Below are 22,546 nucleotides of genomic sequence, written 5' to 3' on the forward strand. Positions count from 1 at the left end.
AGGCCAGCACTGCTGGCCTTTGCTTTTTCTGCCGCGCCGTTTCTCTCAGCCCTGCTCATCCAGCTGCAGTGCCACGTAGAGCAGCAGCCGATCGTCAAAATGGCTGAGATTCAGCCCGGTTAACTCCGAAATCCGGTTCAGTCGATATTCCAGCGTATTGCGGTGGATAAACAGCGCACGTGCAGTCGCACTCGGCTGCACATTATGCGTAAACCACGCAATCAGCGTCCGTCGCAGCAAGCCGTTGTTATCCATGCTCTTGAGCTTCGCCAGCGGCCGCGCCAGTTCATTGGCCTGCCAGCCGCCGCGCAGGCTGTCGAGCAGCACCGGCAGCACCAGATCCTGATAAAAATAGCTGCGCACGTCCGGCATCCGCTGTTTACCAACCATCATGGTGGTGCGGGCAGTTCGGTAAGAACGTGCAATGCTGCCAGGGCCGGTGAAGAAGTTCCCCAGCGCAATCCGCATCCGCAGATGACCACTCTCTTTCATCCGCTGCAACAGCTGCTCTACCCGTCGGCGGTGATCCTCCTGATCGTAACGTCCATGCCCGTTCAGGGCCGGTTTCAGCACCACCATTTCGGTTAGCGAAACAATGGCGATCAGATTGTCACGCTCCGGCGTGGTCAGCAGCGTTTGAAGCTGTTGCAGTTCTGACATGGCGCTATCCACACCGAGCTGGCCGCTATCGACCTCAACCACAGCGACCACCCGCGGCTGGTTAAGATCGATGCCGAGCCGCTGCGCCCATTCGGTTAGCTGGGGCGACAGGGTATCGCTGCGAATCAGGTTCAGCACCAGCTCTTCACGCAGGCGGCTGTCCTGCGCCAGCATATGCAGCAACCGCGCCTGCTCCAGCATCATCTCTGCCGTCATACAGACCAGTTCACCATAATGGCGCAGCGCCAGCGGCTCACCTGTCAGACCGATCACCCCGACAATATCGCCATCAATCCGCAACGGCAGGTTAATGCCCGGCCGTACCCCGTGCAGATGTTTCGCCACCGCTTCATCAATATCGACCACCCGTCCCTGAGAGAGCACCAGCAGCGCGCCTTCGTGCAATTCCCCAATCCGCTCGCGATCGCCGCTGCCGATAATCCGGCCACGCGCGTCCATCACGTTGACATTGCTGTCAATAATTTTCATGGTGCGCGCCACGATATCCTGCGCCAGCCGGGCATCAAGATGATAGGTAGCCATCCATTACTCCAGAAAAAGAGGGGGAGAGATAGAATACGCATGGAAGGCGGCCAGAACATTGTGCAACTGCACAGAGCCAGCCGGGCATTTAGCGAATTTGCGGTCAGCATCACATTCTGCCCGGTGACGGACAGAGGAAATAAAAAAGGCGGACCGAAGTCCGCCTGATAGCCTTGCGTTATCGCTTACTGCATCAGCAGGTAGATGCTGCTGTCGCCGCGCTTGACGTTCAGCGCCAGTACCGACGGTTTAGAATCAAGGATCTTACGCAGTTCGCCCAGATTGGTCACCGGCTGCTGGTTCACGCCCTGAATCACATCGCCCTTTTTCAGGCCGATACGCGCAGCAGCGCTGCCCGCTTTGACGTTATCCACGCGAACCCCTTTATCGCCGACTTCGCTGTTGCTGAGGTCCGCGCCTTCAATACCGGTGTAGATGGTGGCGGATTGCACTTTCGCCTGGCTGCTCTGCTGCAACTGAACCGAAACATCCACTGGCTTACCGTCACGCAGCAGGCCCAGCTTCAGGGTGGTGCCGATGGGCAGCGAACCCACTTCGGCACGCAGCGCCGCAAAGCTGGTCAGTGGTTTACCGTTCATTGACACCACCACATCGCCCGCTTTGATACCGGCTTTCGCCGCTGCCGAACCTGGCAGCACCTGACTGACAAAGGCACCGCGCTGCGCATCGACTTTCATCGCTTTCGCCAGCTCAGAGTTCAGCTCGGTACCCAGCACACCCAGCTCACCGCGCTTAACCTGACCAAACTCCACCATCTGCGCAGTCAGGTTTTTCACCATATTACTCGGGATGGCAAAGCCGATACCGATGTTGCCGCCATCCGGTGCCAGAATCGCCGTATTGATACCGATCAGCTCACCGTTAAGATTAACCAGCGCGCCGCCGGAGTTACCCCGGTTGATCGCCGCATCGGTCTGGATAAAGTTCTCGTAATTCTCCACGTTCAGGCCGCTGCGGCCCAGCGCGGAGACGATGCCCGAGGTCACGGTTTCACCCAGGCCATACGGGTTACCGATCGCCACGGTGTAGTCACCGACCCGCAGATTGTCAGAGTCGGCCATTTTCACTGCGGTGAGGTTTTTCGCATCCTGCAACTGAATCAGGGCAATATCGGAGCTTGGATCTTTGCCGATCACTTTCGCGTCATAGCGACGGCCATCGCTCAGCTGAACCTGAATTTTGGTGGCGTTATTCACCACATGGTTGTTGGTGACCACATAGCCTTTTTCAGCGTTGATCACCACACCCGATCCCAGCGCACGGAATTTTTCCTGCTGCGTATTCGGGCCAGGCGCGCCGCCCTCAGCACCGCCGCCGCTCTGGCACATCGGTGAACTCTGGAACGGTGAGCCATCCTGGCAGAAAGGCGAATTATCGCCAAAGAACTGCTGGAACTGCTGCGGCATACGCGGCGTTTTTACCGTGGTGGTGCCTTCTACACTAATACTGACCACTGAAGGCATCACCTTCTCCAGCATCGGTGCCAGACTTGGCAGTTGCTGACTATCAGAAGAGGCGGTTTGCGCAGCGGAAACGGTCACGGGCGCCAGTGCCATACTCAGGCTCAGGGCCAGCGCACTTAACATTAAGCTCTTTTTTTTCATTTTTTGGTTTCTCTTGAGGATAACTGTCCAGACCATTGCTGTGGTCGATGAGTGAGATAATTGTTTTAGCGCGAAGTTCCTTTTAAAGTTTCAACCAAAGGTAAAAATTTATTCCCGACCTTTACAATTGACGATTATTCGACGGCCATTAAACGCCGGTACTCATCCCAGGCGTAGAGATCGGTCATCCCGCTAATATAATCCTGAATCAGGCGAAAACGATAATAACGTTCCCACAACAGCCGCTCATATTTATGCTCTACCACCAGCGTACGCATTTTATGCAGATAGGCTTTACGGTGTTTGCCGGAGAGTTTATGGAACAGCCGGGTCTCTATCGGGTGCTGCCGCAAAAAGTCCTCGTTTATCAGGGTAGTAAAGGCTTCGTAATTGAGACGCATCAGCGGTTGATAAATTTCCAGCAACCCCTTGATCACCCGATAGCCCTGTAATTCCAGCTGTTCTACTTCGGAATGATTAAATACCTGCTGGCGCGCTACCGTTTTGAATAACTGCAGCAGACGGCCCTCTTCGCCATCATCTTCCAGCAGCGCATGATTGAAGTGACCGTCGAATATCGCGGGCAGATTATCTACAAAACGCTTCACGGCATAGGTCACTAACACACTCTGAACATTTACGCGTAATGACATAAAAAATTGATCGCTGCGGCTGCGGCGTTTTTTACTGCAGGCTTCACGCCAGGCTTCGCCAATGGTGCGGCTGAATGCGTCATTATTTTTAACCGGACCCCAGGCTTTATTGAGAAATTCATACAAACTCTCAACATTAAATATATCTTTTTCTACAGCGTCGTCCAAATCGGCAATACAATAGGAGATGTCATCGGCCGCTTCCATTATATAGGTCAGCGGAAAACGGTGATGTTCGGCCATATTGGTCGCGGCGCGCAGGTCGCTAATATAGTCCTGCTCGGAAAGATAAAAGCCTGGCTTCTTCATTAATACGCTAAATTCAGCGGGCTTCTCGCCCTGCCACCAGGCTGGCGCGGTATATTTGAGAATGCAGGCCACCTGCGAATAGCTGAGGTTGAGTTGCAACAGGCTATGGACCATCCGTATCGCCTGTGCATTGCCTTCGAAATGACACAAGTCCTGACGGATCATCGCATTTAACTGGTCGAAGGCGCGGCGTTGCGTGTCGCCTTCCACGCCCGCCACCAGCGGATCGACCAGCTCAGCGGGAAGATTATCTTCAAACCAGTCGTTGATCGCCGCCTCGCCGAAATGACCAAACGGCGGATTACCCACGTCATGCAGCAGGCACGCCATCTCGATCAGGCTTTCAAATGCGCCTTCCAGCTCGTCCAGCCCATACTGCGCCAGCCCGCCCTGCATTTTCAGGGTCTGCAGGATCTCCTTGGTGATGTAGCGACCGGTCTGCTGCACTTCCAGCGAGTGGGTCAGCCGTGAGCGCACCGCGGCGTTACGCTCCAGCGGAAAGACCTGGGTTTTCTGCTGCAACCGGCGGATGGCCGCGGAATTAATGATCCGTCCGCGGTCGCTCTCAAAGTGGCGGGTAATGTAATATTCCCCCTCCGGATCTTTTCGACTGGTATAAGGGCGTGAGAAGCTGATCTTCTTCCTGAAATTGATCGCTGACATTGATTACCCCTTATTTTTTCGTGAATTAATCCCCTGTTAGCCATGCTAGACTATGCCCTAAATTTCGACCTTTTACATTAGCGGGACTCACTATGAAAGCAGGCATTATTGGTGCGATGGAGCAGGAAGTTACCCTGCTGCGCGACAAAATCGAAAACCGTCAAACTTTATCGCTGGCTGGCTGTGAAATTTATACCGGCATCCTGAACGGCGTTGAGGTTGCACTGCTGAAATCGGGCATTGGTAAAACCTCCGCCGCGCTGGGTACCACCCTGCTGCTGCAGCTGTGTAAGCCAGACGTGGTGATCAATACCGGTTCTGCCGGTGGCTTAGCCTCTTCGCTGAGCGTGGGCGATATCGTGGTATCGGAAGAAGTGCGTTATCACGATGCTGATGTCACCGCCTTTGGTTATGAGCCAGGCCAGATGGCCGGCTGCCCGGCAGCCTTTGTCGCCGACAGTGGTCTGATTGCCGCCGCCGAAGCCTGCATTCAGCAGCTCGATCTCAATGCGGTACGTGGCCTGGTGGTCAGCGGTGACGCCTTTATCAACGGTGCCGGGCCGCTGGAACGCATTCGTCAGCAGTTCCCGCAGGCGATCGCCGTAGAAATGGAAGCCGCGGCCATCGGTCACGTCTGTCACCAGTTCCAGGTGCCTTTTGTGGTGGTTCGCGCTATCTCTGACGTCGCTGACCAGGCTTCGCATCTGAGCTTTGATGAGTTCCTCAGCGTTGCGGCTAAGCAGTCGTCGCTGATGGTGGAGAACCTGCTGGCGCGCCTGGCGCGTGGCTAAATCGCTACTGCTCTGCTGGCTGCTGCTGATCAGCGGCAGCCTGCTGGCTTCCCCACCGCGTGTTATCACCCTCGCTCCCCACCTGACTGAACTCGCCTTTGCCGCCGGGATTACCCCGATTGCGGTCAGCGCCTGGTCTGACTATCCGCCGCAGGCGAAACCGATTGAGCAGGTTGCCAACTGGCAGGGAATTAACCTCGAACGTATTCTGCAACTGAAGCCGGATCTGATTTTAGCCTGGCGTGGCGGCAACCCGCAGCGGCAGATCGATCAGCTACAGCAGCTCGGAATGAAAATAGAATGGGTCGATCCGGTTACGCTGGATCAGATGATCGCCACGCTGGACAAGCTGGCGCAGTGGAGCCCGCATCCCGAACAGGCCGTGAAAGCCGCACAGCAATTGCGACAGCAGGAAGCCGGGCTGCGTCAGCGCTACGCTCACCTGCCGGTGGTGCCGCTGTTTTTACAGTTTGGTCAGCAGCCGCTGTTTACCGCCGCCAGATCGACCTTACAAAACGAGATCATTGAACTCTGCAGCGGTCGGAATATCTTTGCTGACAGCCGTGTCAGCTGGCCGCAGGTCAGCCGCGAACAGGTGCTGATGCGTCATCCGCAGGCGATTGTGATCGGCGGGACTGCCCGCCAGGCTGAGAACGTCCGGACATTCTGGCAGCCGCAGCTCAGCGTGCCGGTGATCGCGATTAATGATGACTGGCTCAGCCGTCCCGGCCCACGGCTGATACTGGCGGCCGGACAGCTGTGTGCCGCCCTGCATCCCGCACAAAAATCCAACTAATCGGTTAAAGAAACAGCCTTTTTTGCCGTTAATCAAGATATGAGACGCGCGCGCCACGTATGCTCGCCGTCCTTTTAGCGCTTAGCGCTTTTTGAACAACACCAGGAACCTTACATGACCAGAGCACTGCTACTAGCGATGGGGCTGCTGATCCCGGCGTACACGCTGGCGGGATCGGTGAGCGGCTCTATTGGCGTCAGGCTTGTCATCTTTTCACGCTGTGAAATTCAGCGTCCTGAAGCGCGGTCTGTGCCGCAGATCGACTGCGGCGGACAGACAAGTGCGCAACCGCGGGTGACGCGCAGCGTCATTCAGTCAGAGGGGAGTGAAAGAAAAAACCATCAGCTGGTAACGATAGAGTGGTAAGCGAGGCCGTCAGGAAGACGGCCTGCATCATCAGATACTGAACGAAGAACCACAGCCACAGGTGGTTTTGGCGTTCGGGTTAGTGACGATAAAACGTGAGCCTTCCAGCCCTTCGGTGTAATCCACCGAACCGCCCACCAGATACTGCAGGCTCATCGGATCGACCACCAGCGAAACGCCCTGTTTCTCGATAGTCATATCGCCGTCGTTCATCTGGTCATCAAAAGTAAAACCGTACTGGAAGCCGCTGCAACCTCCGCCGGTGATATAAACGCGTAATTTCAGCGCCGGGTTCTCTTCGTCGGCAATCAGGTTCTTCACCTTGGTGGCTGCTGCGTCGGTAAACTGCAACGGCAGTGCTGCTACATCATCACTCATGTTTTACTCCGCTAAACGTCCAGGTCAGAAAACGACCTTAATACCGCTATTATCTGCCAGCACCTCAGCGCAATCAAGCTCTGCCCTTCGCACTCTGTGCCGCTTTCACTAAGGTTAAGTATAGCGGCTGGTGAAACCGGCTTTCGTCTGCTGCGCCTCTTCCGTAGAATGGCGCGATATTTTTATGAACCGCTGGAGCCGAAAATGAGTAAGTCCGAACAACTGTTTGCCGAGGCACAACGCCTGATTCCGGGTGGCGTAAACTCGCCGGTACGCGCATTTACCGGTGTGGGCGGCGTTCCGCTGTTTATCGAACACGCCAATGGCGCCTACCTGTATGACGCCGATGGCAAAGCCTACATTGATTATGTCGGATCATGGGGCCCGATGGTGCTGGGGCACAATAACGCCGGGATTCGCAACGCGGTGATTGAGGCCGCTGAGCGCGGTCTGAGCTTTGGCGCGCCAACGGAGATGGAAGTCACCATGGCGCAGCTGGTGTGCGAACTGGTGCCGAGCATGGAGATGGTGCGCATGGTCAACTCCGGCACCGAAGCCACCATGAGCGCCATTCGCCTGGCGCGTGGCTTTACCGGCCGCGATAAAATCATCAAGTTCGAAGGTTGCTATCACGGCCACGCCGATCATCTGCTGGTCAAAGCCGGCTCGGGCGCATTAACTCTCGGTCAGCCTAATTCACCAGGCGTGCCGGCCGATTTTGCGAAGCATACCCTGACCTGCACCTATAACGATCTCGATTCAGTCCGCACCGCCTTTGAACAGTATCCCGCAGCGATCGCGGCGATCATCGTCGAGCCGGTCGCCGGCAATATGAACTGCATTCCGCCGCAGCCAGACTTCCTGCCCGGCCTGCGGGCGCTGTGTGATGAGTTCGGCGCGCTGCTGATCATTGATGAAGTGATGACCGGTTTCCGCGTGGCGCTGGGCGGCGCGCAGGAGTATTACAACGTCCGTCCGGACCTGACCTGCCTTGGAAAGATTATCGGTGGCGGGATGCCGGTTGGCGCGTTTGGCGGCCGTCGTGAAGTGATGGCGGCGCTGGCCCCGACCGGTCCGGTCTATCAGGCGGGTACGCTGTCGGGCAACCCGATCGCGATGGCGGCCGGTTACGCCTGTCTGACTCAGATTGCGCAGCCTGGTACCCATCAGACGCTGGATGCCCTGACCCGCAAACTGGCGACCGGCCTGCGTGACGCGGCGCAGCAGCAAAACATTCCGCTGGTGGTTAACCACGTCGGCGGCATGTTTGGCCTTTTCTTCACCGATGCTGACAGCGTGACCTGTTACGCCGACGTCACCCGCTGCGATGTGGAGCGCTTTAAAACCTTCTTCCACCTGATGCTGGAAGAAGGCGTCTACTTTGCGCCGTCGGCCTTTGAAGCGGGCTTTATGTCGCTGGCCCATAGCGAAGAAGATATTCAGCGCACCATCGACGCCGCGCGTCGTTGTTTCGCGAAGCTGTAATCGCCAGTAATAGCAATCTCAGACCGGCAAGCGCCGGTCTTTTTTTTAGCCTGAACGCCGCAGCAGCCAGATAAAGTAAGGTGCGCCTAAAAAGGTCGCCATCAGCCCGGCCGGGATTTGATCCGGAAACGCCAGCATCCGCCCGCACCAGTCCGCCAACACCATCAATCCCGCCCCCAGCAAGCCTGACAGCAGCAACTGCGGTAAGGCCCGCCGGAAGCCCAGCATCCGGGCCATATGCGGTGCCATGAGTCCGACAAAGCTCAGCGGTCCGATAGTCAGCGTGGCGCTGGCAGTCAGCGCCGCAGCCAGCAGCAGCAGGCTGAGCCGGGCCGGGGTTAATGCCATGCCAGCCGAGCGTGCCGTTGCGCTACCGAGCGGCAGCAGCGTCAGCCAGCGGCTGGCCAGCGGGGCCAGCGCCACCAGCAGCAGCGCACAGATCGCGCTCTGTATCGCCTGACTGCCGCTGATGTTATAGGTGGAGCCGGAAATCCAGCTCAGCAGGCCGCCCATGCGCGGATCGCCACTGGCCAGCAGCAGCATCAGCAGCGTGACAAAGGCGCTGTTAAGCGCCATCCCCGCCAGCAGCATCCGCTCCGGCGAGAAGCCGCCGCGGCTGGCTACAGCCATGATCACCAGCAGGGTCAGCGCTGCGCCGATCGCGCCAGCGGGCAGCAGCCACATCAGCGCATCGCCCGGCACGAAGAACATCATCACCACCACACCACAGGCGGCACCGGAACTGATGCCGAGCACTTCCGGGCTGGCCATCGGATTACCGGTCAGACGCTGGATCAGACTGCCCGCCACGCCGAGCATCAGCCCGGTCACCAGCGCGGCCAGCACGCGCGGGGCGCGCCACGGCAGCAGCTGATGCAGCATCTCGCCCGCAGACCAGATCCAGCCCTGCGCATTGCGGCCAAACGCCAGGCCGCCCCACGCCAGCAGTGCCAGCACCAGCAGGCCAGCCAGTGCCCAGCGCAGCAGATGCTGTCGCTCAGCCGGAACCTTATCGCCCTGGTTCAGCGCCGGTGCCACCGAGCCGGTCCGCAGTCGTGGCAGCAGCCACAGCAGAATCGGCACGCCCAGCAGCGCGGTGGCGGTGCCGGTCGGGATATCGCGCCAGTGGACGCTCAACCACTGCACGCAGCCATCCGCCAGCCACAGCAGCAGCGCGCCGATCAGCGGTGCCAGCATCATCCGGCTGATTAACCGGCGTCCACCCAGCAACTTCGCCAGCAACGGCGCAAACAGCCCGATAAAACCGATAATCCCGGCGACATTGACCAGTTGCGCGCTGAGCAGGATCGCCAGCGCCAGCGCGCCGATACGCGCCAGCGACAGCGCCAGTCCCAGATTCTTCGCCACGCCATCATCCAGCCCCATTAGCGTCAGCGGACGCAGCAGCGCCAGCGCCAGCAGCAGTGCCAGCAGCAGACGCGGCCAGAGTTGCAGCACGTTTTCCCAGCTCATCTGATTCAGCGCGCCGGTGCTCCACAGGAACATGTTCTGCAACTGATCGTGATTGAAGATGGCAAAAATCTGGTTCACCGCGCCGCTGTAGAGACTCAGCACCAGGCCAGCCAGAATCAGGGTGACCGGTGACAGACGCTTGCGCCACGCCACGCCAAACACCAGCACGCCAACCCCGACGGCCCCGATCAGGGCAGCGAACTGCTGAGTGATCGCGCCGCCGGGCAACTGCCACAAGGTCGCCACGGTGATGCCGAGCTGTGCGCCAGAGGAGACACCCAGCGTGGTCGGTTCGGCCAGCGGATTACGCAGCACCTGCTGGAACAGCAAACCGGCTAAGCCCAGCCCGGCCCCAACCAGCAGCGCCAGCGCCAGACGCGGCAGCAGGCTGTAGTGAAACACCATCTGCGCCACGTTATCGGTGACAGGCGACCACAGCGCCTGCGACCACTGCGCCGGCGGTAACGCCTGCTGCAGGTTAACCAGCGTCAGGCCCGCCGCCAGCAGAAACAGCAGGCTGAGCAGCGCCGTGGGAAACAGAGCATGGCGCATCAGTGCGTCTCCAGCGCGCGTTCCAGCACGCGCACAAAGTGCAGCGCCGACAGCGTCGCGCCGTAATACCAGACCGCCGGTACGCGCTGAAAGCGCCCGGCCCGTACAAACGGCATTGACTGCCACAGCGGGCTACGCATCAGTTGCTGCATATCCGCCTCGTTATCATGATCAAAGCAGATGACATCCACCTCGCTCAGCGAGGCCAGCTGTTCGATACCCACCACCGCGCTGCCCCAGAAGTTGGTTTCGCCCTGCCAGCCATTTTTCAGGCCCAGCAAGGTCATGACTTCAAGAAACAGGCTGTTTTTGCCGAAGGTAATAGCGTGGCGACTGTCGAGCAGCGACATCAGCAACAGCGTCCGTCCGGCATAAGGTGCCAGACGCTGGCGCGCCGCAGCCAGTTCATTGTCGACCTCGCGCAGATGCTGCCCGGCCACCGCGCTTAATCCAAGGCGTGATGCCAGCTGACGAAGCGAGGCGCGCGCGGTGCTAAAAGGTTTACCGTCACCGCTGTTCAGATCGAAACCCATAATGGGCGCAATACGCGTCAGCTTCTCTTTCGACGGGCCGTAGCCGTTAGAACAGAGGATCAGCGACGGCTGCATCTGCGCCATCAGTTCCAGATTCGGTTCAGTGCGCAGGCCCACATCCACCACCGCGTCGGGCAGTGACGGCTCGCCGACCCAGATGTTGTAATTGTGCAGATCCGCTACCCCATAGGGCGTGACGCCAAGCGCCAGCAGCAGTTCGGTGGGTAGCCATTCCAGGGCAATAATGCGCGACAGATCTGGCGTGGCAGCGCCCAGCGGCAGGCTGCGGAGCAAGGGTGCAGCCGCCAGCGCCAGCATCAACCTGCGGCGTAACAGATCGGGCATGAGGCCATCCTTAGTAGACAAAACTGACCGGGGCGCCGCCCTGCGGATGCGGTAAAATGCCCATCGGTATGCCGTAAATCTCGCCGAGCACCTCAGCCTGCATGATCGTCTCCGGCCCGCCCTGGGCGATTAACGCACCCTGACGTAGCGCCACCAGATGATCACAGTAGCGTGCCGCCATATTGATATCGTGCAGCACCGCAATCACGGTCAGCCCGCGCTCACGGCTCAGCGTCTGAATCAGCGCCAGGACCTCGACCTGATGGGCGATATCCAGCGCCGAAGTCGGCTCATCCAGCAACAGACAGCGGCTGTTCTGCGCCACCATCATCGCCAGCCAGGCGCGCTGACGTTCACCGCCCGACAGGCTATCAACTAACCGTCCGGCGAAGGCGTTCAGCCCGACGCGCGCAATCGCATCCTCGACCCGGTCGCGATCGTCCTGACCAAAACGCCCCAGCGCGCCGTGCCACGGATAGCGACCAATCGCCACCAGCTCGCGCACCGTCATGCCTTCCGCGGCCGGTAGCTGCTGCGGCAGATAGGCCACCTCACGGGCAAAAGCCTTGCTGTTCCAGCGTTCAACCGGCTGCTGGTTGAGCAGCACCTGGCCGGTGCTGGCGCTCTGATGACGACCCAGCATTTTCAGCAGCGTCGATTTACCCGAGCCGTTGTGACCAATCAGCGCGGTGACTTTGCCTGGCGGAAAGGTCAGCGACAGCGGCTGAAGGAGAGTACGACCCGGTACCTGAAAACTGGCGTTATCCAGTGTAAAGGTCGCGTCTTCTGCGTGCGGATGCGGCATGGTTATCCCTGTGAACGGGCGCCGCAGCGCCCGGATCAATCAAAATCTGAAAGTGGCAGTACCCACAATCTGGCGTTCCGCGCCCCAGTAGCAGGCGTAGTCACGGTAGCAGCTGGCGACATATTCACGGTCAAACAGGTTGTTGACGTTGACGCCCACTGTCGAGCCCGGCAAACCGAAACGCGCGAGATCGTATTTCAGCGCGGCATCGACCGTGGTGTAACCGGCCACCTTAAAGTTCTGGTTCGAGAGTCCAGCAGCGCTATTATCTGTGGTTTCAGCATACAGCCCCTGACTTTCACCCACGTAGCGAACCCCAGCGCCGATCGTTACCCCTGACAAAGCGGTCTCGTGGAAGGTGTAATCACTCCACAAGGAGGCCATGTGCTTCGGCACCTGTACCGGCGTTTTGCCTTTCAGCAGCGTATCTTCGGTATATTCCGCATCGGTATAGGTATAGGACGCGGTCAGGTTGACGTTGGCATTGAGCGCCGCTTTGGCTTCCAGTTCCACACCGCGCGACCGGATTTCACCGCCCTGCACGCTGAAACTGAGATTACCGGGTTCAGCCGTCAGGTTTTTGGTTTTGGTCAGCTGGTAAACGGCGGCGGTAAGCACCACCGGACGATCTTTGGGAACATATTTCACGCCAGCTTCATATTGCTTCGCGCGTGAGGGATCAAAGGGTTGACCGCCGGACGTAGTGCCGGTGTTGGGAATGAATGATTCGCTGTAGCTAAAGTAGGGAGCCACACCATTATCAAACACATAGTTCAGACCACCGCGCCAGGTGAATGCCTGGTCGTGATTTTTCACTTCGGTACTGCTGCTGCGGTTAAGCGCAGAGGTCGTGGCGTAATCGTAACGGCTGCCTAACGTCAGTACCCAGCGATTCCACTCCATCTGATCCTGTGCATAAAGACCGGTTTGTTCTTGTTTATTGAGATAGTGATAAGGGTATGGCGTACCGATTGCAGTGTCATTGCCATATTGGGGGTTGATCGCATTAAGTGGCGTAACAGTGCCGAAGGCAGCATCAATATCGTTACGGGTCCGTTGATAATCGACGCCCAGCAGCAGCGTGTGATCCAGCTGGCCGGTGGCAAATTTCGCCTGCGCCTGAGTATCGACCGCAAACTGATTGAGCTTCTCTTCAGAAATGGCGGAGCCGCGATTAATCTCCTGAGTTTGCGGATTAAAACCGCTGCCATAAATACTGCGGTAATCGGTGCGCAGGTCGGCATAACGCAGGTTCTGGCGCACCGTCCAGGTGTCATTAAAGCTGTGCTCGGCGTTATAACCGACCATTTTGGTGTTACGCGAAATCTTGTTGCTCTGCTCGCCTTCATCAAAATTGGTTGGCAGTTTGTACTCGCTGCCATCAGGACGGGTAATCGGCACCACTGTACCCTGGCGCGGCAGCCAGCCGTAATAGCCGGTTTCCGGCTCGTTCTGGAAATAGGTCAGCAGATCAATACGGGTACGGTCATCCGGACGCCAGCTGAATGCCGGTGCGATGGTGTAACGCTTCTCTTTGTTCATCGCCTGCTGCGCATCCTGACTGCGCGCCTGACCGGTCAGACGATAGCTGTAGACGCCATCATCATCCAGCGCGCCACCAAAGTCGAAGCCGGTTGAGAACAGGTTATCGTTGCCCATCTGGAACTGCACTTCACGCAGGGTTTCCTGAGTCGGACGCTTACTCACCAGCGAGACCACACCGCCGGGATTGCTCTTGCCGTACAGCACCGACACCGGACCACGCAGCAGTTCAGCGCGCTCCAGGAAGTAAGGATCGATGGCGAACTCAGAGTAGTTATCCCCCTGCAGTTTCAGGCCATCCAGGTACTGGTTGGTATTGGTTTCGCTGAAGCCGCGAATCGACAGGGCATCAATCACGTCTGAACTGCCGCGGTTGCCGGTCAGCACGCCAGGCGTGTAGTTAAACGCCCCTTTGACGCTGGTGACGTTACGCATTTCCATCTCTTCGCGTGTCACCACGGAAACAGACTGCGGATTTTTTTCGATCGGCGTATCGGTTTTGGTCCCGGTGGCGCTCTGTTTCGCCGCGATAGTCGCCGCTGGTCCCCACGCGCTTTCGGCTGGCGCGCTGGCACCGCCGTCTGCTGACACCACCAGGGTCTCCTCCGCCAGCAGGTTACTGCTCAGGCTGGTCAAAGCCAGCGCAATCATGATTCCCAAAGGCTGGCGGTAAAACTGTTTTTTTACAGAACAAGGAAAAGTCGTTCGCGCATTCATAAAGGTGTCTCTTAACTATGAGGGATCGGCAGGCGAATCGAAACGATAATGATTATTATAACGGTCGGATAATATGCGAAACGCCGCCGGGACTGCAAGGATAAATCCCAGGCGTGACGCCGTTTGCAGCGCGATTAACCGGTATTGATCAGGCACAAAAAAAGGGCGCCGAAGCGCCCTTTTTAACCAGTCTGGTGAAATTATTTACCAAACATATCTTTTATCCACCCCGCTACGCCGTCGCTGTCTTTCTGCTCCTGCGGTTGCTGAGCCGGTTGTTGCTGTTGCTGCTGCTGTTGTTGCTGTTGCTGATCAAACAGCTGTTGCTGCTGCTGGACCTGTTGCTGCTGCTGCTGACACAGCGCATTCGGGTCCAGCGCCCAGACCGGCAGTGAACGCCAGGTGCTGCTGCCACTGCCGCAGACAAAGTTGCCAGCCGAGTCGATGTTCATCAGTGATACATCTTCCGGTGGCGTCAGCTGCAACGGCATCGGTGCCTGGTTGTCAAGGTAGCGGCGATAGAGCTGCATCGCCCCGCTGGCGCCATAGAGTTTGGTCGGCTGGTTGTTGTCACGACCGACCCAGGTAATCGCCACTTCTTTACCATCGATACCGGCAAACCAGCTGTCGACCAGATCGTTGGTGGTTCCGGTCTTGCCCGCCAGGTGGGCATTCGGGAAACGCGCCCCCAGCGCACGCGCCGTACCGTGATCCGCCACCTGCTGCATGGTGTAGAGCGTCAGATAGGCCGCCTGAGCTGGCTCAACGCGCTGCGCCTGCGGATAGCTCTGATAGAGCACGCTGCCATCTTCCGCAATCACCGAGCGCACCGCCGACAGCGAAGCGCGGTTGCCGCCGCTGGCGATCGACTGGAACGCCTGCGCCACTTCAACCGGCGTCAGGTTCAACGCACCCAGTAACATCGCGGGCACCGGATGCAGCTGATCTTTCGGCACGCCCAGCTTGTTCCAGGTATCAACCACCGCATCCAGACCCAGCGTCATCCCCAGATTCACCGTAGGCACGTTCATCGAGTTGGTCAGCGCATCCACCAGCATCACTTTGCCGCTGAAGCGACGGTCGTCGTTCATCGGTTTCCAGACGCTGCCGTTGGGCTGCTTCAGCGCAATCGGCTCATCGGCGATCCAGCTGTTCAGGCGATAGCTGTTCGGCTGACTCAGCGCGGTGAGATAGGTCGCCGGTTTGGCCAGTGAACCGATCGAGCGGCGCGCCTGCAGCGCACGGTTGTAACCGGCATACTGCGGATCGGCACCGCCGACCATGGCGCGCACTTCACCGCTGAAGCGGTCAACCACCACCATCGCGGTTTCCAGATCTTTCAGGCCACGCTGTTTTTTCAGCGTGGGAATGCCGTCGATCACCGCTTTTTCCGCCGCATCCTGCGAGACCGGATCGAGGGTGGTGAAGATCTTCACGCCGGAGAGATCTTTCACCTTGTCGCCGAGCTTCGCCTGCAGTTCATTACGCACCATCTGCATAAAGGCTGGCTGCGGCGTAATCACCCCGCCTTTCGGCTGCACGCCCAGCGGACGCGCCGACAGCATGTCATACAGCTCCTGGTCGATCACTTTCTGCTGCTGCAACAGGCGCAGCACCAGATTGCGGCGTTCCAGCGCCAGTTTCGGGTTACGCCACGGGTTATAGAGTGACGCGCCTTTCACCATGCCGACCAGCATCGCCTGTTGATCCAGACTCAGCTCATCAACCGGGCGACCAAAGTAGTAGAGACTGGCCAGCGGGAAGCCGCGAATCTGATCGCTGCCAGCCTGACCGAGATACACCTCGTTCAGGTAGAGTTCCAGAATGCGGTCTTTGCTGTAGCGCGCATCCATGATCACCGCCATGTAGGCTTCACGCGCTTTACGCCACAGCGAACGCTCGTTGGTGAGGAACAGGTTTTTTACCAGCTGCTGGGTCAGCGTACTGCCGCCCTGCACCGCTTTCCCGGCCGTGATGTTGGCGAGGAAGGCGCGACCAATCGAATAGGGGCTGATGCCGTCATGTTCGTAGAAGTGGCGATCCTCGGTGGCAATCAGCGTATCGACCAGCAGATCCGGGAAACCGGCGCGCGGTACGAACAGACGCTGTTCACCGTTCGGCGATTGCAGCATGGTGATCAGTCGCGGATCGAGGCGGAAAAAGCCAAAATCGCGGCCGGTATCGAGGTTTTTAATCTCGCTCAGCTCATCTTTGCTGAAGCTCATCCGTGCGTGGATCTGCCCCTCTTTACTGTCGGGGAAATCGAACGGGCGACGCAGCAGATCAATGGTGTTGCCTTTGACCGAAAACTCGCCAGGCCGGGTGATGCGTGACACCTCGCGGTATTGCGTCCCTTCCAGCAGCGCGACCATTTCACTTTTGTTGTAGGCCATCCCCGGTTCAAGGCTGACCATACGGCCATAAACGGTGGCGGGCAGTTGCCACACTTTACCGTCTATCCGGCTGCGAATTTCCGAGTCGAGGTAGACGCCCCACGCGGCCATGACCACCACAAACACCAGGAACAGCTTAATTAACCATCCCAGCCAACGGCGTTTGCCGCGCGGCGGTTTTCCACCTTTACCTTTACGTGGCACCGGCGCTTCCTCCTCGTCATCATTAAAATCGTCCTGATCGATATCCTGTTCGATATCCCTGCGGCGTCCCCGGCGCGCGCTGCTGCGCGGCGGCAACGGTTTACCTTTGCGCCCAATAGGTTCGCGATCGTTCCCAGACATTGCTTTTATTCTCCAGGCATAGCTTACGGCTGCGCCGCTACTCTAACTGCTTTCTGGCGTTCCGCATGGCAGAACCCTCTGAATTCGATCCAGCGGTCTCAACCCTGCGGGGACATTTTTTTGGTGCGCCTTGTTGGCAAGGCGGTGGCCGGATCGTCTGGCCAGGGATGTTTAGGATAGCGTCCTTTCATCTCTTTGCGGACCTCCGGGTACGCGCCGCGCCAGAACGCCGCCAGGTCACGGGTAATCTGTAACGGGCGCTGCGCCGGTGATAACAGCTCCAGCACCAGCGGCACCCGACCTTCCGCAACGGCAGGATTGGTGGCTTCGCCAAACATCTCCTGAATCCGCACCGCCAGCGCCGGTGGCTTGTCTGCATCATAGCGGATCGGCAGCCGGCTTCCGGTCGGCACAGTGTAATGAGTTGGCAGCGCACTATCCAGCCGCTGACGTTGTGACCATGTGAGTAAATGTAATAGCGCGTTGACAAGGTCTACCGATTGCAGCGTTTTCAGATCGCGCACGACGGACATCTGCGGCAATAGCCACTGCGGGAGGCTGTCGAGCAGCGCGGCGTCATCCACCGCCGGCCACGACTCTTCCGGCAACCACTGTGCGGCACACTGGATGCGCAGCCGCAACTGCTCCGCCTGCGGCGTCCAGCCCAATACCGCCAGACCTTTTTCGGCGATCCAGCGCAGCATCGCTGCGTGCAGCACCGCCGGTTCCGGGCGGGCCAGCGGCTGGGTTTTCAGCACCAGCGCGCCAATCTGCTCACGCCGGAAAGCGCGCAGCGTGCCTTTCTCCTCATCCCATTCCACTTCGGTCCGGCGTTCAATCAGCGCTGGCTGCTGCTGACACAGCGCCTCAATATCGACCGGCAGCGCCAGCAGCATTCGTGCGTCCGGCGTGGCGCTGACCTGCAACAGCGCCGGAGCGATCAGCCACGCGTTGCGGGTCAGGCCATCCTGCTGATCCAGCCGGGCGCCCAGTCCATTGGCCAGCTGATAACGGCCGCTCTCGTCGCGCCGTCGCGCCAGTCGATCGCCAAATCCTGCCGCCAGCAAGCTGGCGAAGCGATCCTCATCCACCCGACCGCCGCTGACCTTGATCCGTCGCTGCCACTGCTGCGCCCGACGCAGCCACTGCGGTTGCGGCCGGTGCAGCGCATCACGCAGATCGGCACTGCCGCTGCGCGGCGGATCTTCCAGAATCGCCACCAGCAGCGCCGCGCTGGCGACCGCATCAGCATCCTGCCCGGCGGCGCACAGCATCGCCGCCAGCCGGGGATCGCAGCCCAGCGCGGCCATCCGCCGTCCCAGCGGATTGAGCAGTCCATGATTGTCCAGCGCGCCGAGGCGGGTTAACTGTTGCTGCGCCGCTGCCAGATGTCTGGCTGGCGGCAGATCAAGCCACTGCAGCTGTTGCGGCTGGGTACAGCCCCACTGCAGCAGATCGAGCCACAGTGAGGAGAGATCGCTGTGCAGGATTTCCGCTTCGCTCTGTGCCGCCGCGCGTGACGCCTGTTCCTGCGGCAGCAGATGCAGGCAGATGCCCGGCATTAAACGTCCGGCACGTCCGGCGCGCTGGGTCATCGAGGCCTGACTGATGCGCTGAGTCTGCAGACGCGTCACGCCGCTGCGGGCATCAAACAGCGCACTGCGTTCCAGCGCACTGTCGACCACCAGCCGAATCCCCTCAATGGTCAGGCTGGTCTCGGCGATATTGGTGGCGAGCACCACTTTGCGTCTTCCCTGTTCGGCGGGCAGAATCGCCCGACGCTGTGCCGCCAGCGGCAGTGCGCCATACAGCGGCGTCAGGTCGATGTCGTCACTGATGCGTGATTCCAGTTCGCGCTTAACCCGTTCGATTTCCGCCACGCCAGGCAAAAACAGCAGCAACGAGCCCTGCTCCTCGCGCAGCAGCTGCGCCACTTCACGCGCCACAGCCTCTTCAAAACGTACGTTAGCGTTCAGTGAGGCGTAGCGCCGTTCAACCGGGTAGCTGCGCCCTTCTGAGACGATCAGCGGCGCATCCGGCAGCAGCGCCGCCAGCCGGGCGTTGTCCAGCGTGGCGGACATCAGCATAATCTTCAGGTCATCGCGCAGTCCCTGCTGGACATCCAGCAGCAGCGCCAGCGCCAGATCGGCCTGCAGGCTGCGCTCGTGGAACTCATCGAGGATCACCAGCGCAACCCCGTCCAGCATCGGATCGTGCTGTAACATCCGGGTCAGCATTCCTTCGGTCACCACTTCCAGCCGGGTCTGTGGCCCGACGCAGCTTTCGCCGCGCATCCGGAACCCGACCGTGGCACCCGGCTGTTCGCCCAGCTGCTCCGCCAGCCGCTGCGCCACGTTGCGCGCCGCCAGCCGTCGCGGCTCCAGCATAATGATCCGGCCTGGCAACTCCGCCTGCTGCAACAGCTGTAGCGGCAGCCAGGTTGATTTGCCTGCGCCGGTCGGTGCCGCCAGCAGGATTTGTGAGGCGCGGCTCAGCGCTGCCAGAATGTCAGGCAGCACCGCGCTGACCGGTAAATCGCTCACAGCAAACTCCGCTTCTGCCTGTGCTAAGATGGCGCGCATTGTAGCATTCATCCGTGATATTTGCCGGAGAGCGCCATGGCGACACAACGCTTATTTTTTGCCCTCAGCCTGCCCGACGCGATGCAGCAACAGCTGGTGCGCTGGCGGGCCGATACCTTTCCCGCCGAGGCGGGCCGACCGGTCGCCGCCGCCAATCTGCACCTGACGCTGGCGTTTCTCGGTGAGGTGACGCCAGAGACCGCGCAGCGGCTGCAAACCCTGGCATCGCGCATTGTGCAGCCGGCGTTTGATCTCGATCTGGATGATGCCGGTCACTGGCCGCGTCCCGGCGTGGTGTGGCTCGGCTGCCAGCGCGCGCCGCGCGGTCTGTTGCAACTGGCCAGCCTGTTGCGGGCGCAGGCCGCCCGGCACGGCTGTCACCAGAGTCCGCAGCCGTTTCATCCGCACATTACCCTGTTGCGCCATGCAACCCAGCCGGTGGCCCTGCCGCCACGCGGCTTTCACTGGCGCTTTCGCGTCAGCCAGTTTTCTCTGTTCGCCTCCGACTACGTGCAGGGCCGGACCCGCTATCGCGCGCTGGCCAGCTGGCCGTTACAGCCTTAATCCAGGAACCTTATGCACTTTTCTCCCCCCCTCAAACCTGCCCGTTTGATCGCCCGTTACAAACGCTTTCTGGCCGATGTTGAGACGTCGGAGGGTGAAATCCTGACCATCCACTGCGCCAATACCGGCGCCATGACCGGCTGTGCAACGCCTGGCGATCGGGTCTGGTACTCCACCTCAGACAGTCTGACGCGAAAATACCCGCACAGCTGGGAGCTGACCGAAACGCAACAGGGCCACTGGATCTGCGTCAATACGCTGCGCGCCAATCAACTGGTGGCTGAAGCGCTCGATCAGCAACGGCTGCCCGAACTGGCCGGTTATTCGCAGCGACAGGCCGAAGTGAGATATGGCAGTGAAAAAAGCAGAATTGATTTTCTGCTCAAGGCGCAGGACCGACGCAACTGCTATATTGAGGTGAAATCCGTAACCCTTTTACATGAAGGAAAAGGTTATTTTCCGGATGCGGTGACGGTTCGGGGACAGAAACATCTGCGCGAGCTGGCTATGGTCGCGGCAGAAGGTCATCGGGCCGTTTTGTTGTTTGCCGTTCTGCACTCGGGGATTGAGGACGTTTCCCCGGCGCGTCACATTGACGTGGCTTACGCAGAGCAACTGGTCCAGGCGCAGCGGGAAGGCGTGGAGGTTTTAGCGTATCGGGCGGACTTATCCGCAGCGGGCATGTTTCTTAAAACGCCGCTGAACGTAACCTTGTAATATCTTTTGCAATTTTATGTGGTAAGAATGTTCTGAGCTAAGGCCCAATTACGCTGTTCCTCACAGGCTTGTCAAGGTGTGTTCACGAATAATTGCCAACCCTGACTGCTTCTGTTATTTATAGCGGCCTGTTTTTTTCCCCAATGGGGGATCGATGTACCCCGTAGATGTCAAACAGCAGGCTAGCAGCAACGCACCTGCAAGACGAAAGTCGAAGGGTATAGTGCGTGTTATCCAGGAGAAACAACATGCAAGAAGGGCAAAACCGTAAAACATCGTCCCTGAGTATTCTCGCCATCGCTGGGGTGGAGCCTTATCAGGAGAAGCCGGGCGAAGAGTATATGAACGACGCGCAGCTGACCCATTTTCGCAAGATTCTGGAAGCCTGGCGTAATCAATTGCGGGACGAGGTCGATCGCACCGTATCGCACATGCAGGATGAAGCTGCTAACTTCCCCGACCCGGTTGACCGTGCCGCGCAGGAAGAGGAGTTCAGCCTGGAGCTGCGTAACCGCGATCGCGAACGTAAACTGATTAAAAAGATCGAGAAAACACTGAAGAAAGTTGAAGATGACGACTTCGGTTATTGCGATTCCTGTGGCGTTGAGATTGGTATTCGCCGTCTCGAAGCACGTCCTACTGCCGATCTTTGCATCGACTGTAAGACGTTAGCAGAAATTCGTGAGAAACAAATGGCCGGCTAATGCCGCGTCCAGCACGTTGCCACGCAGTGGAACAACAACCGTTTTTTCCGCTGCGTGGTCACGTTTACTGCCTATGACCACCTCCTGTATTGGCCGCTTCGCCCCTTCCCCGTCTGGTGAACTTCACTTTGGCTCGCTGATTGCTGCATTAGGCAGCTACCTGAGTGCGCGTGCGCAGCAGGGTCTCTGGCGAGTGCGAATTGAAGATATCGATCCGCCGCGTGAAGTCCCGGGCGCAGCAACCAGCATCCTGCATCAGCTGGAGCACTACGGTTTAACCTGGGATGGTGAGGTTCTGTGGCAGTCACAGCGCCACGATGCCTACCGCGAGGCGCTGGCCTGGCTACAGCAGCATCGACAGAGTTACTTCTGTACCTGCACCCGTCGCCGCATTCAGCAGATTGGCGGCTTTTATGATGGCTACTGCCGCGATCGGCAGCGCGGGCCGGAGAATGCGGCGCTGCGCCTGCGGCAGCACAACCCGGTACTGGCGTTTGACGATCGGTTACGCGGCAACGTGCAGGTGGACCCACGACTGGCGCAGGAAGATTTTATCATTCACCGCCGCGATGGGCTGTTTGCCTATAACCTGGCGGTGGTGGTTGACGATCATTTCCAGGGCATTACAGAAGTAGTGCGCGGCGCGGACCTGATTGAGCCCACGGTACGGCAGATTGCGCTTTATCAGCAGTTTGGCTGGCCGCAGCCCGATTATCTGCATCTGCCACTGGCGCTGAATCACGATGGCAATAAGTTATCGAAGCAGAACCATGCGCCGTCCTTGCCCGATGGCGATGCGCGACCGCTGTTGGTTGCGGCGTTACGCTTCCTCGGCCAACCTGTTTCCAGCGGCTGGCAGGACTTAACGCAGGACAAACTGCTGTCTGAGGCGGTGTCGCAGTGGAATATCGCTTTGATGCCCCATGACAACGCCCTGAAACCGGATGCAGAGACAACAGCATTCTCAAATCGTTCTCAACAGGCTATGATTAGCCGCTGATTTTA

At 58.9% G+C, this 22,546-nt stretch carries 18 protein-coding genes; 8 read left to right on the forward strand and 10 right to left on the reverse strand.

Going from position 1 to position 22,546, the window contains the following annotated elements; all coding sequences use genetic code 11:
• Positions 1 to 45 precede the first annotated feature (45 nt).
• From WFK59_RS11260 to dgt, 3 genes are all read right to left on the reverse strand, one after another.
• Positions 46 to 1,203 carry a CdaR family transcriptional regulator gene (locus tag WFK59_RS11260; protein WP_233985250.1) on the reverse strand — a complete coding sequence of 386 codons (1,158 nt, stop codon included), beginning with the start codon at positions 1,201 to 1,203 and terminating at the stop codon, positions 46 to 48.
• Between the two features lie 185 nt (positions 1,204 to 1,388).
• Positions 1,389 to 2,828 (reverse strand): serine endoprotease DegP, encoded by a 1,440-nt coding sequence (gene degP, locus WFK59_RS11265; RefSeq protein WP_233985251.1) that lies wholly within the window; start codon positions 2,826 to 2,828, stop codon positions 1,389 to 1,391.
• A 134-nt stretch (positions 2,829 to 2,962) separates the two neighbouring features.
• Positions 2,963 to 4,453: a dGTPase gene (gene dgt, locus WFK59_RS11270; protein ID WP_233985252.1), complete on the reverse strand. Its 1,491-nt coding sequence runs from the start codon at positions 4,451 to 4,453 to the stop codon at positions 2,963 to 2,965.
• A gap of 92 nt (positions 4,454 to 4,545) precedes the next feature.
• Here dgt and mtnN point away from each other — a divergent pair, with 92 nt between their 5' ends.
• The 3 genes from mtnN (at position 4,546) to WFK59_RS11285 (ending at position 6,406) form a co-directional block, all read left to right on the forward strand.
• Positions 4,546 to 5,244 (forward strand): 5'-methylthioadenosine/S-adenosylhomocysteine nucleosidase, encoded by a 699-nt coding sequence (mtnN, locus tag WFK59_RS11275; RefSeq protein WP_233985253.1) that lies wholly within the window; start codon positions 4,546 to 4,548, stop codon positions 5,242 to 5,244.
• On the forward strand, positions 5,237 to 6,040 hold the full coding sequence (gene btuF, locus WFK59_RS11280; protein ID WP_233985254.1) for a vitamin B12 ABC transporter substrate-binding protein BtuF: 804 nt from the start codon (positions 5,237 to 5,239) through the stop codon (positions 6,038 to 6,040). Before mtnN ends, btuF begins: the two co-directional genes overlap by 8 nt.
• Positions 6,041 to 6,154: 114 nt before the next feature.
• Positions 6,155 to 6,406, forward strand: a complete 252-nt coding sequence (locus WFK59_RS11285) for a hypothetical protein (RefSeq protein WP_336755811.1) — start codon at positions 6,155 to 6,157, stop codon at positions 6,404 to 6,406.
• A 30-nt stretch (positions 6,407 to 6,436) separates the two neighbouring features.
• Here WFK59_RS11285 and erpA read toward each other — a convergent pair whose 3' ends face one another.
• On the reverse strand, positions 6,437 to 6,784 hold the full coding sequence (erpA, locus tag WFK59_RS11290) for an iron-sulfur cluster insertion protein ErpA (protein WP_031375266.1): 348 nt from the start codon (positions 6,782 to 6,784) through the stop codon (positions 6,437 to 6,439).
• A 204-nt stretch (positions 6,785 to 6,988) separates the two neighbouring features.
• Here erpA and hemL point away from each other — a divergent pair, with 204 nt between their 5' ends.
• Positions 6,989 to 8,269: a glutamate-1-semialdehyde 2,1-aminomutase gene (gene hemL, locus WFK59_RS11295; RefSeq protein WP_233985256.1), complete on the forward strand. Its 1,281-nt coding sequence runs from the start codon at positions 6,989 to 6,991 to the stop codon at positions 8,267 to 8,269.
• A 45-nt stretch (positions 8,270 to 8,314) separates the two neighbouring features.
• On the opposite strand, the gene fhuB is transcribed toward hemL, so the two are convergent.
• The 6 genes from fhuB to hrpB form a co-directional block, all read right to left on the reverse strand.
• Complete coding sequence (fhuB, locus tag WFK59_RS11300; RefSeq protein ID WP_336755812.1) at positions 8,315 to 10,294, reverse strand: Fe(3+)-hydroxamate ABC transporter permease FhuB; 1,980 nt, start codon at positions 10,292 to 10,294, stop codon at positions 8,315 to 8,317.
• A complete protein-coding gene (fhuD, locus tag WFK59_RS11305) occupies positions 10,294 to 11,172 on the reverse strand; it encodes a Fe(3+)-hydroxamate ABC transporter substrate-binding protein FhuD (protein WP_336755813.1) in 879 nt (292 codons plus the stop codon). Before fhuD ends, fhuB begins: the two co-directional genes overlap by 1 nt.
• Positions 11,173 to 11,182: 10 nt before the next feature.
• Positions 11,183 to 11,977 (reverse strand): Fe3+-hydroxamate ABC transporter ATP-binding protein FhuC, encoded by a 795-nt coding sequence (fhuC, locus tag WFK59_RS11310; protein ID WP_233985259.1) that lies wholly within the window; start codon positions 11,975 to 11,977, stop codon positions 11,183 to 11,185.
• 39 nt (positions 11,978 to 12,016) lie between these two features.
• Positions 12,017 to 14,236 carry a ferrichrome porin FhuA gene (gene fhuA, locus WFK59_RS11315; protein ID WP_336755814.1) on the reverse strand — a complete coding sequence of 740 codons (2,220 nt, stop codon included), beginning with the start codon at positions 14,234 to 14,236 and terminating at the stop codon, positions 12,017 to 12,019.
• A gap of 200 nt (positions 14,237 to 14,436) precedes the next feature.
• On the reverse strand, positions 14,437 to 16,974 hold the full coding sequence (gene mrcB / locus WFK59_RS11320; RefSeq protein ID WP_233985260.1) for a bifunctional glycosyl transferase/transpeptidase: 2,538 nt from the start codon (positions 16,972 to 16,974) through the stop codon (positions 14,437 to 14,439).
• 98 nt (positions 16,975 to 17,072) lie between these two features.
• On the reverse strand, positions 17,073 to 19,556 hold the full coding sequence (gene hrpB / locus WFK59_RS11325) for an ATP-dependent helicase HrpB (RefSeq protein WP_336755815.1): 2,484 nt from the start codon (positions 19,554 to 19,556) through the stop codon (positions 17,073 to 17,075).
• Between the two features lie 36 nt (positions 19,557 to 19,592).
• On the opposite strand from hrpB, the gene thpR reads away from it, so the two are divergent.
• The 4 genes from thpR to gluQRS all read left to right on the forward strand — a co-directional run bounded on the left by thpR (position 19,593) and on the right by gluQRS (position 22,541).
• On the forward strand, positions 19,593 to 20,120 hold the full coding sequence (gene thpR / locus WFK59_RS11330) for an RNA 2',3'-cyclic phosphodiesterase (protein WP_336755816.1): 528 nt from the start codon (positions 19,593 to 19,595) through the stop codon (positions 20,118 to 20,120).
• Positions 20,121 to 20,132: 12 nt separating this feature from the next.
• Complete coding sequence (sfsA, locus tag WFK59_RS11335; RefSeq protein WP_336755817.1) at positions 20,133 to 20,837, forward strand: DNA/RNA nuclease SfsA; 705 nt, start codon at positions 20,133 to 20,135, stop codon at positions 20,835 to 20,837.
• A 248-nt stretch (positions 20,838 to 21,085) separates the two neighbouring features.
• The gene (dksA, locus tag WFK59_RS11340) at positions 21,086 to 21,541 is read left to right on the forward strand and encodes an RNA polymerase-binding protein DksA (protein WP_031375735.1); all 456 of its coding nucleotides are present in this window, start codon (positions 21,086 to 21,088) and stop codon (positions 21,539 to 21,541) included.
• A gap of 73 nt (positions 21,542 to 21,614) precedes the next feature.
• Positions 21,615 to 22,541 carry a tRNA glutamyl-Q(34) synthetase GluQRS gene (gluQRS, locus tag WFK59_RS11345; RefSeq protein ID WP_336755818.1) on the forward strand — a complete coding sequence of 309 codons (927 nt, stop codon included), beginning with the start codon at positions 21,615 to 21,617 and terminating at the stop codon, positions 22,539 to 22,541.
• Positions 22,542 to 22,546 lie beyond the last annotated feature (5 nt).

It is taken from the genome of Pantoea sp. USHLN298, assembly GCF_037149395.1.
GTDB lineage: Bacteria > Pseudomonadota > Gammaproteobacteria > Enterobacterales > Enterobacteriaceae > Pantoea > Pantoea astica.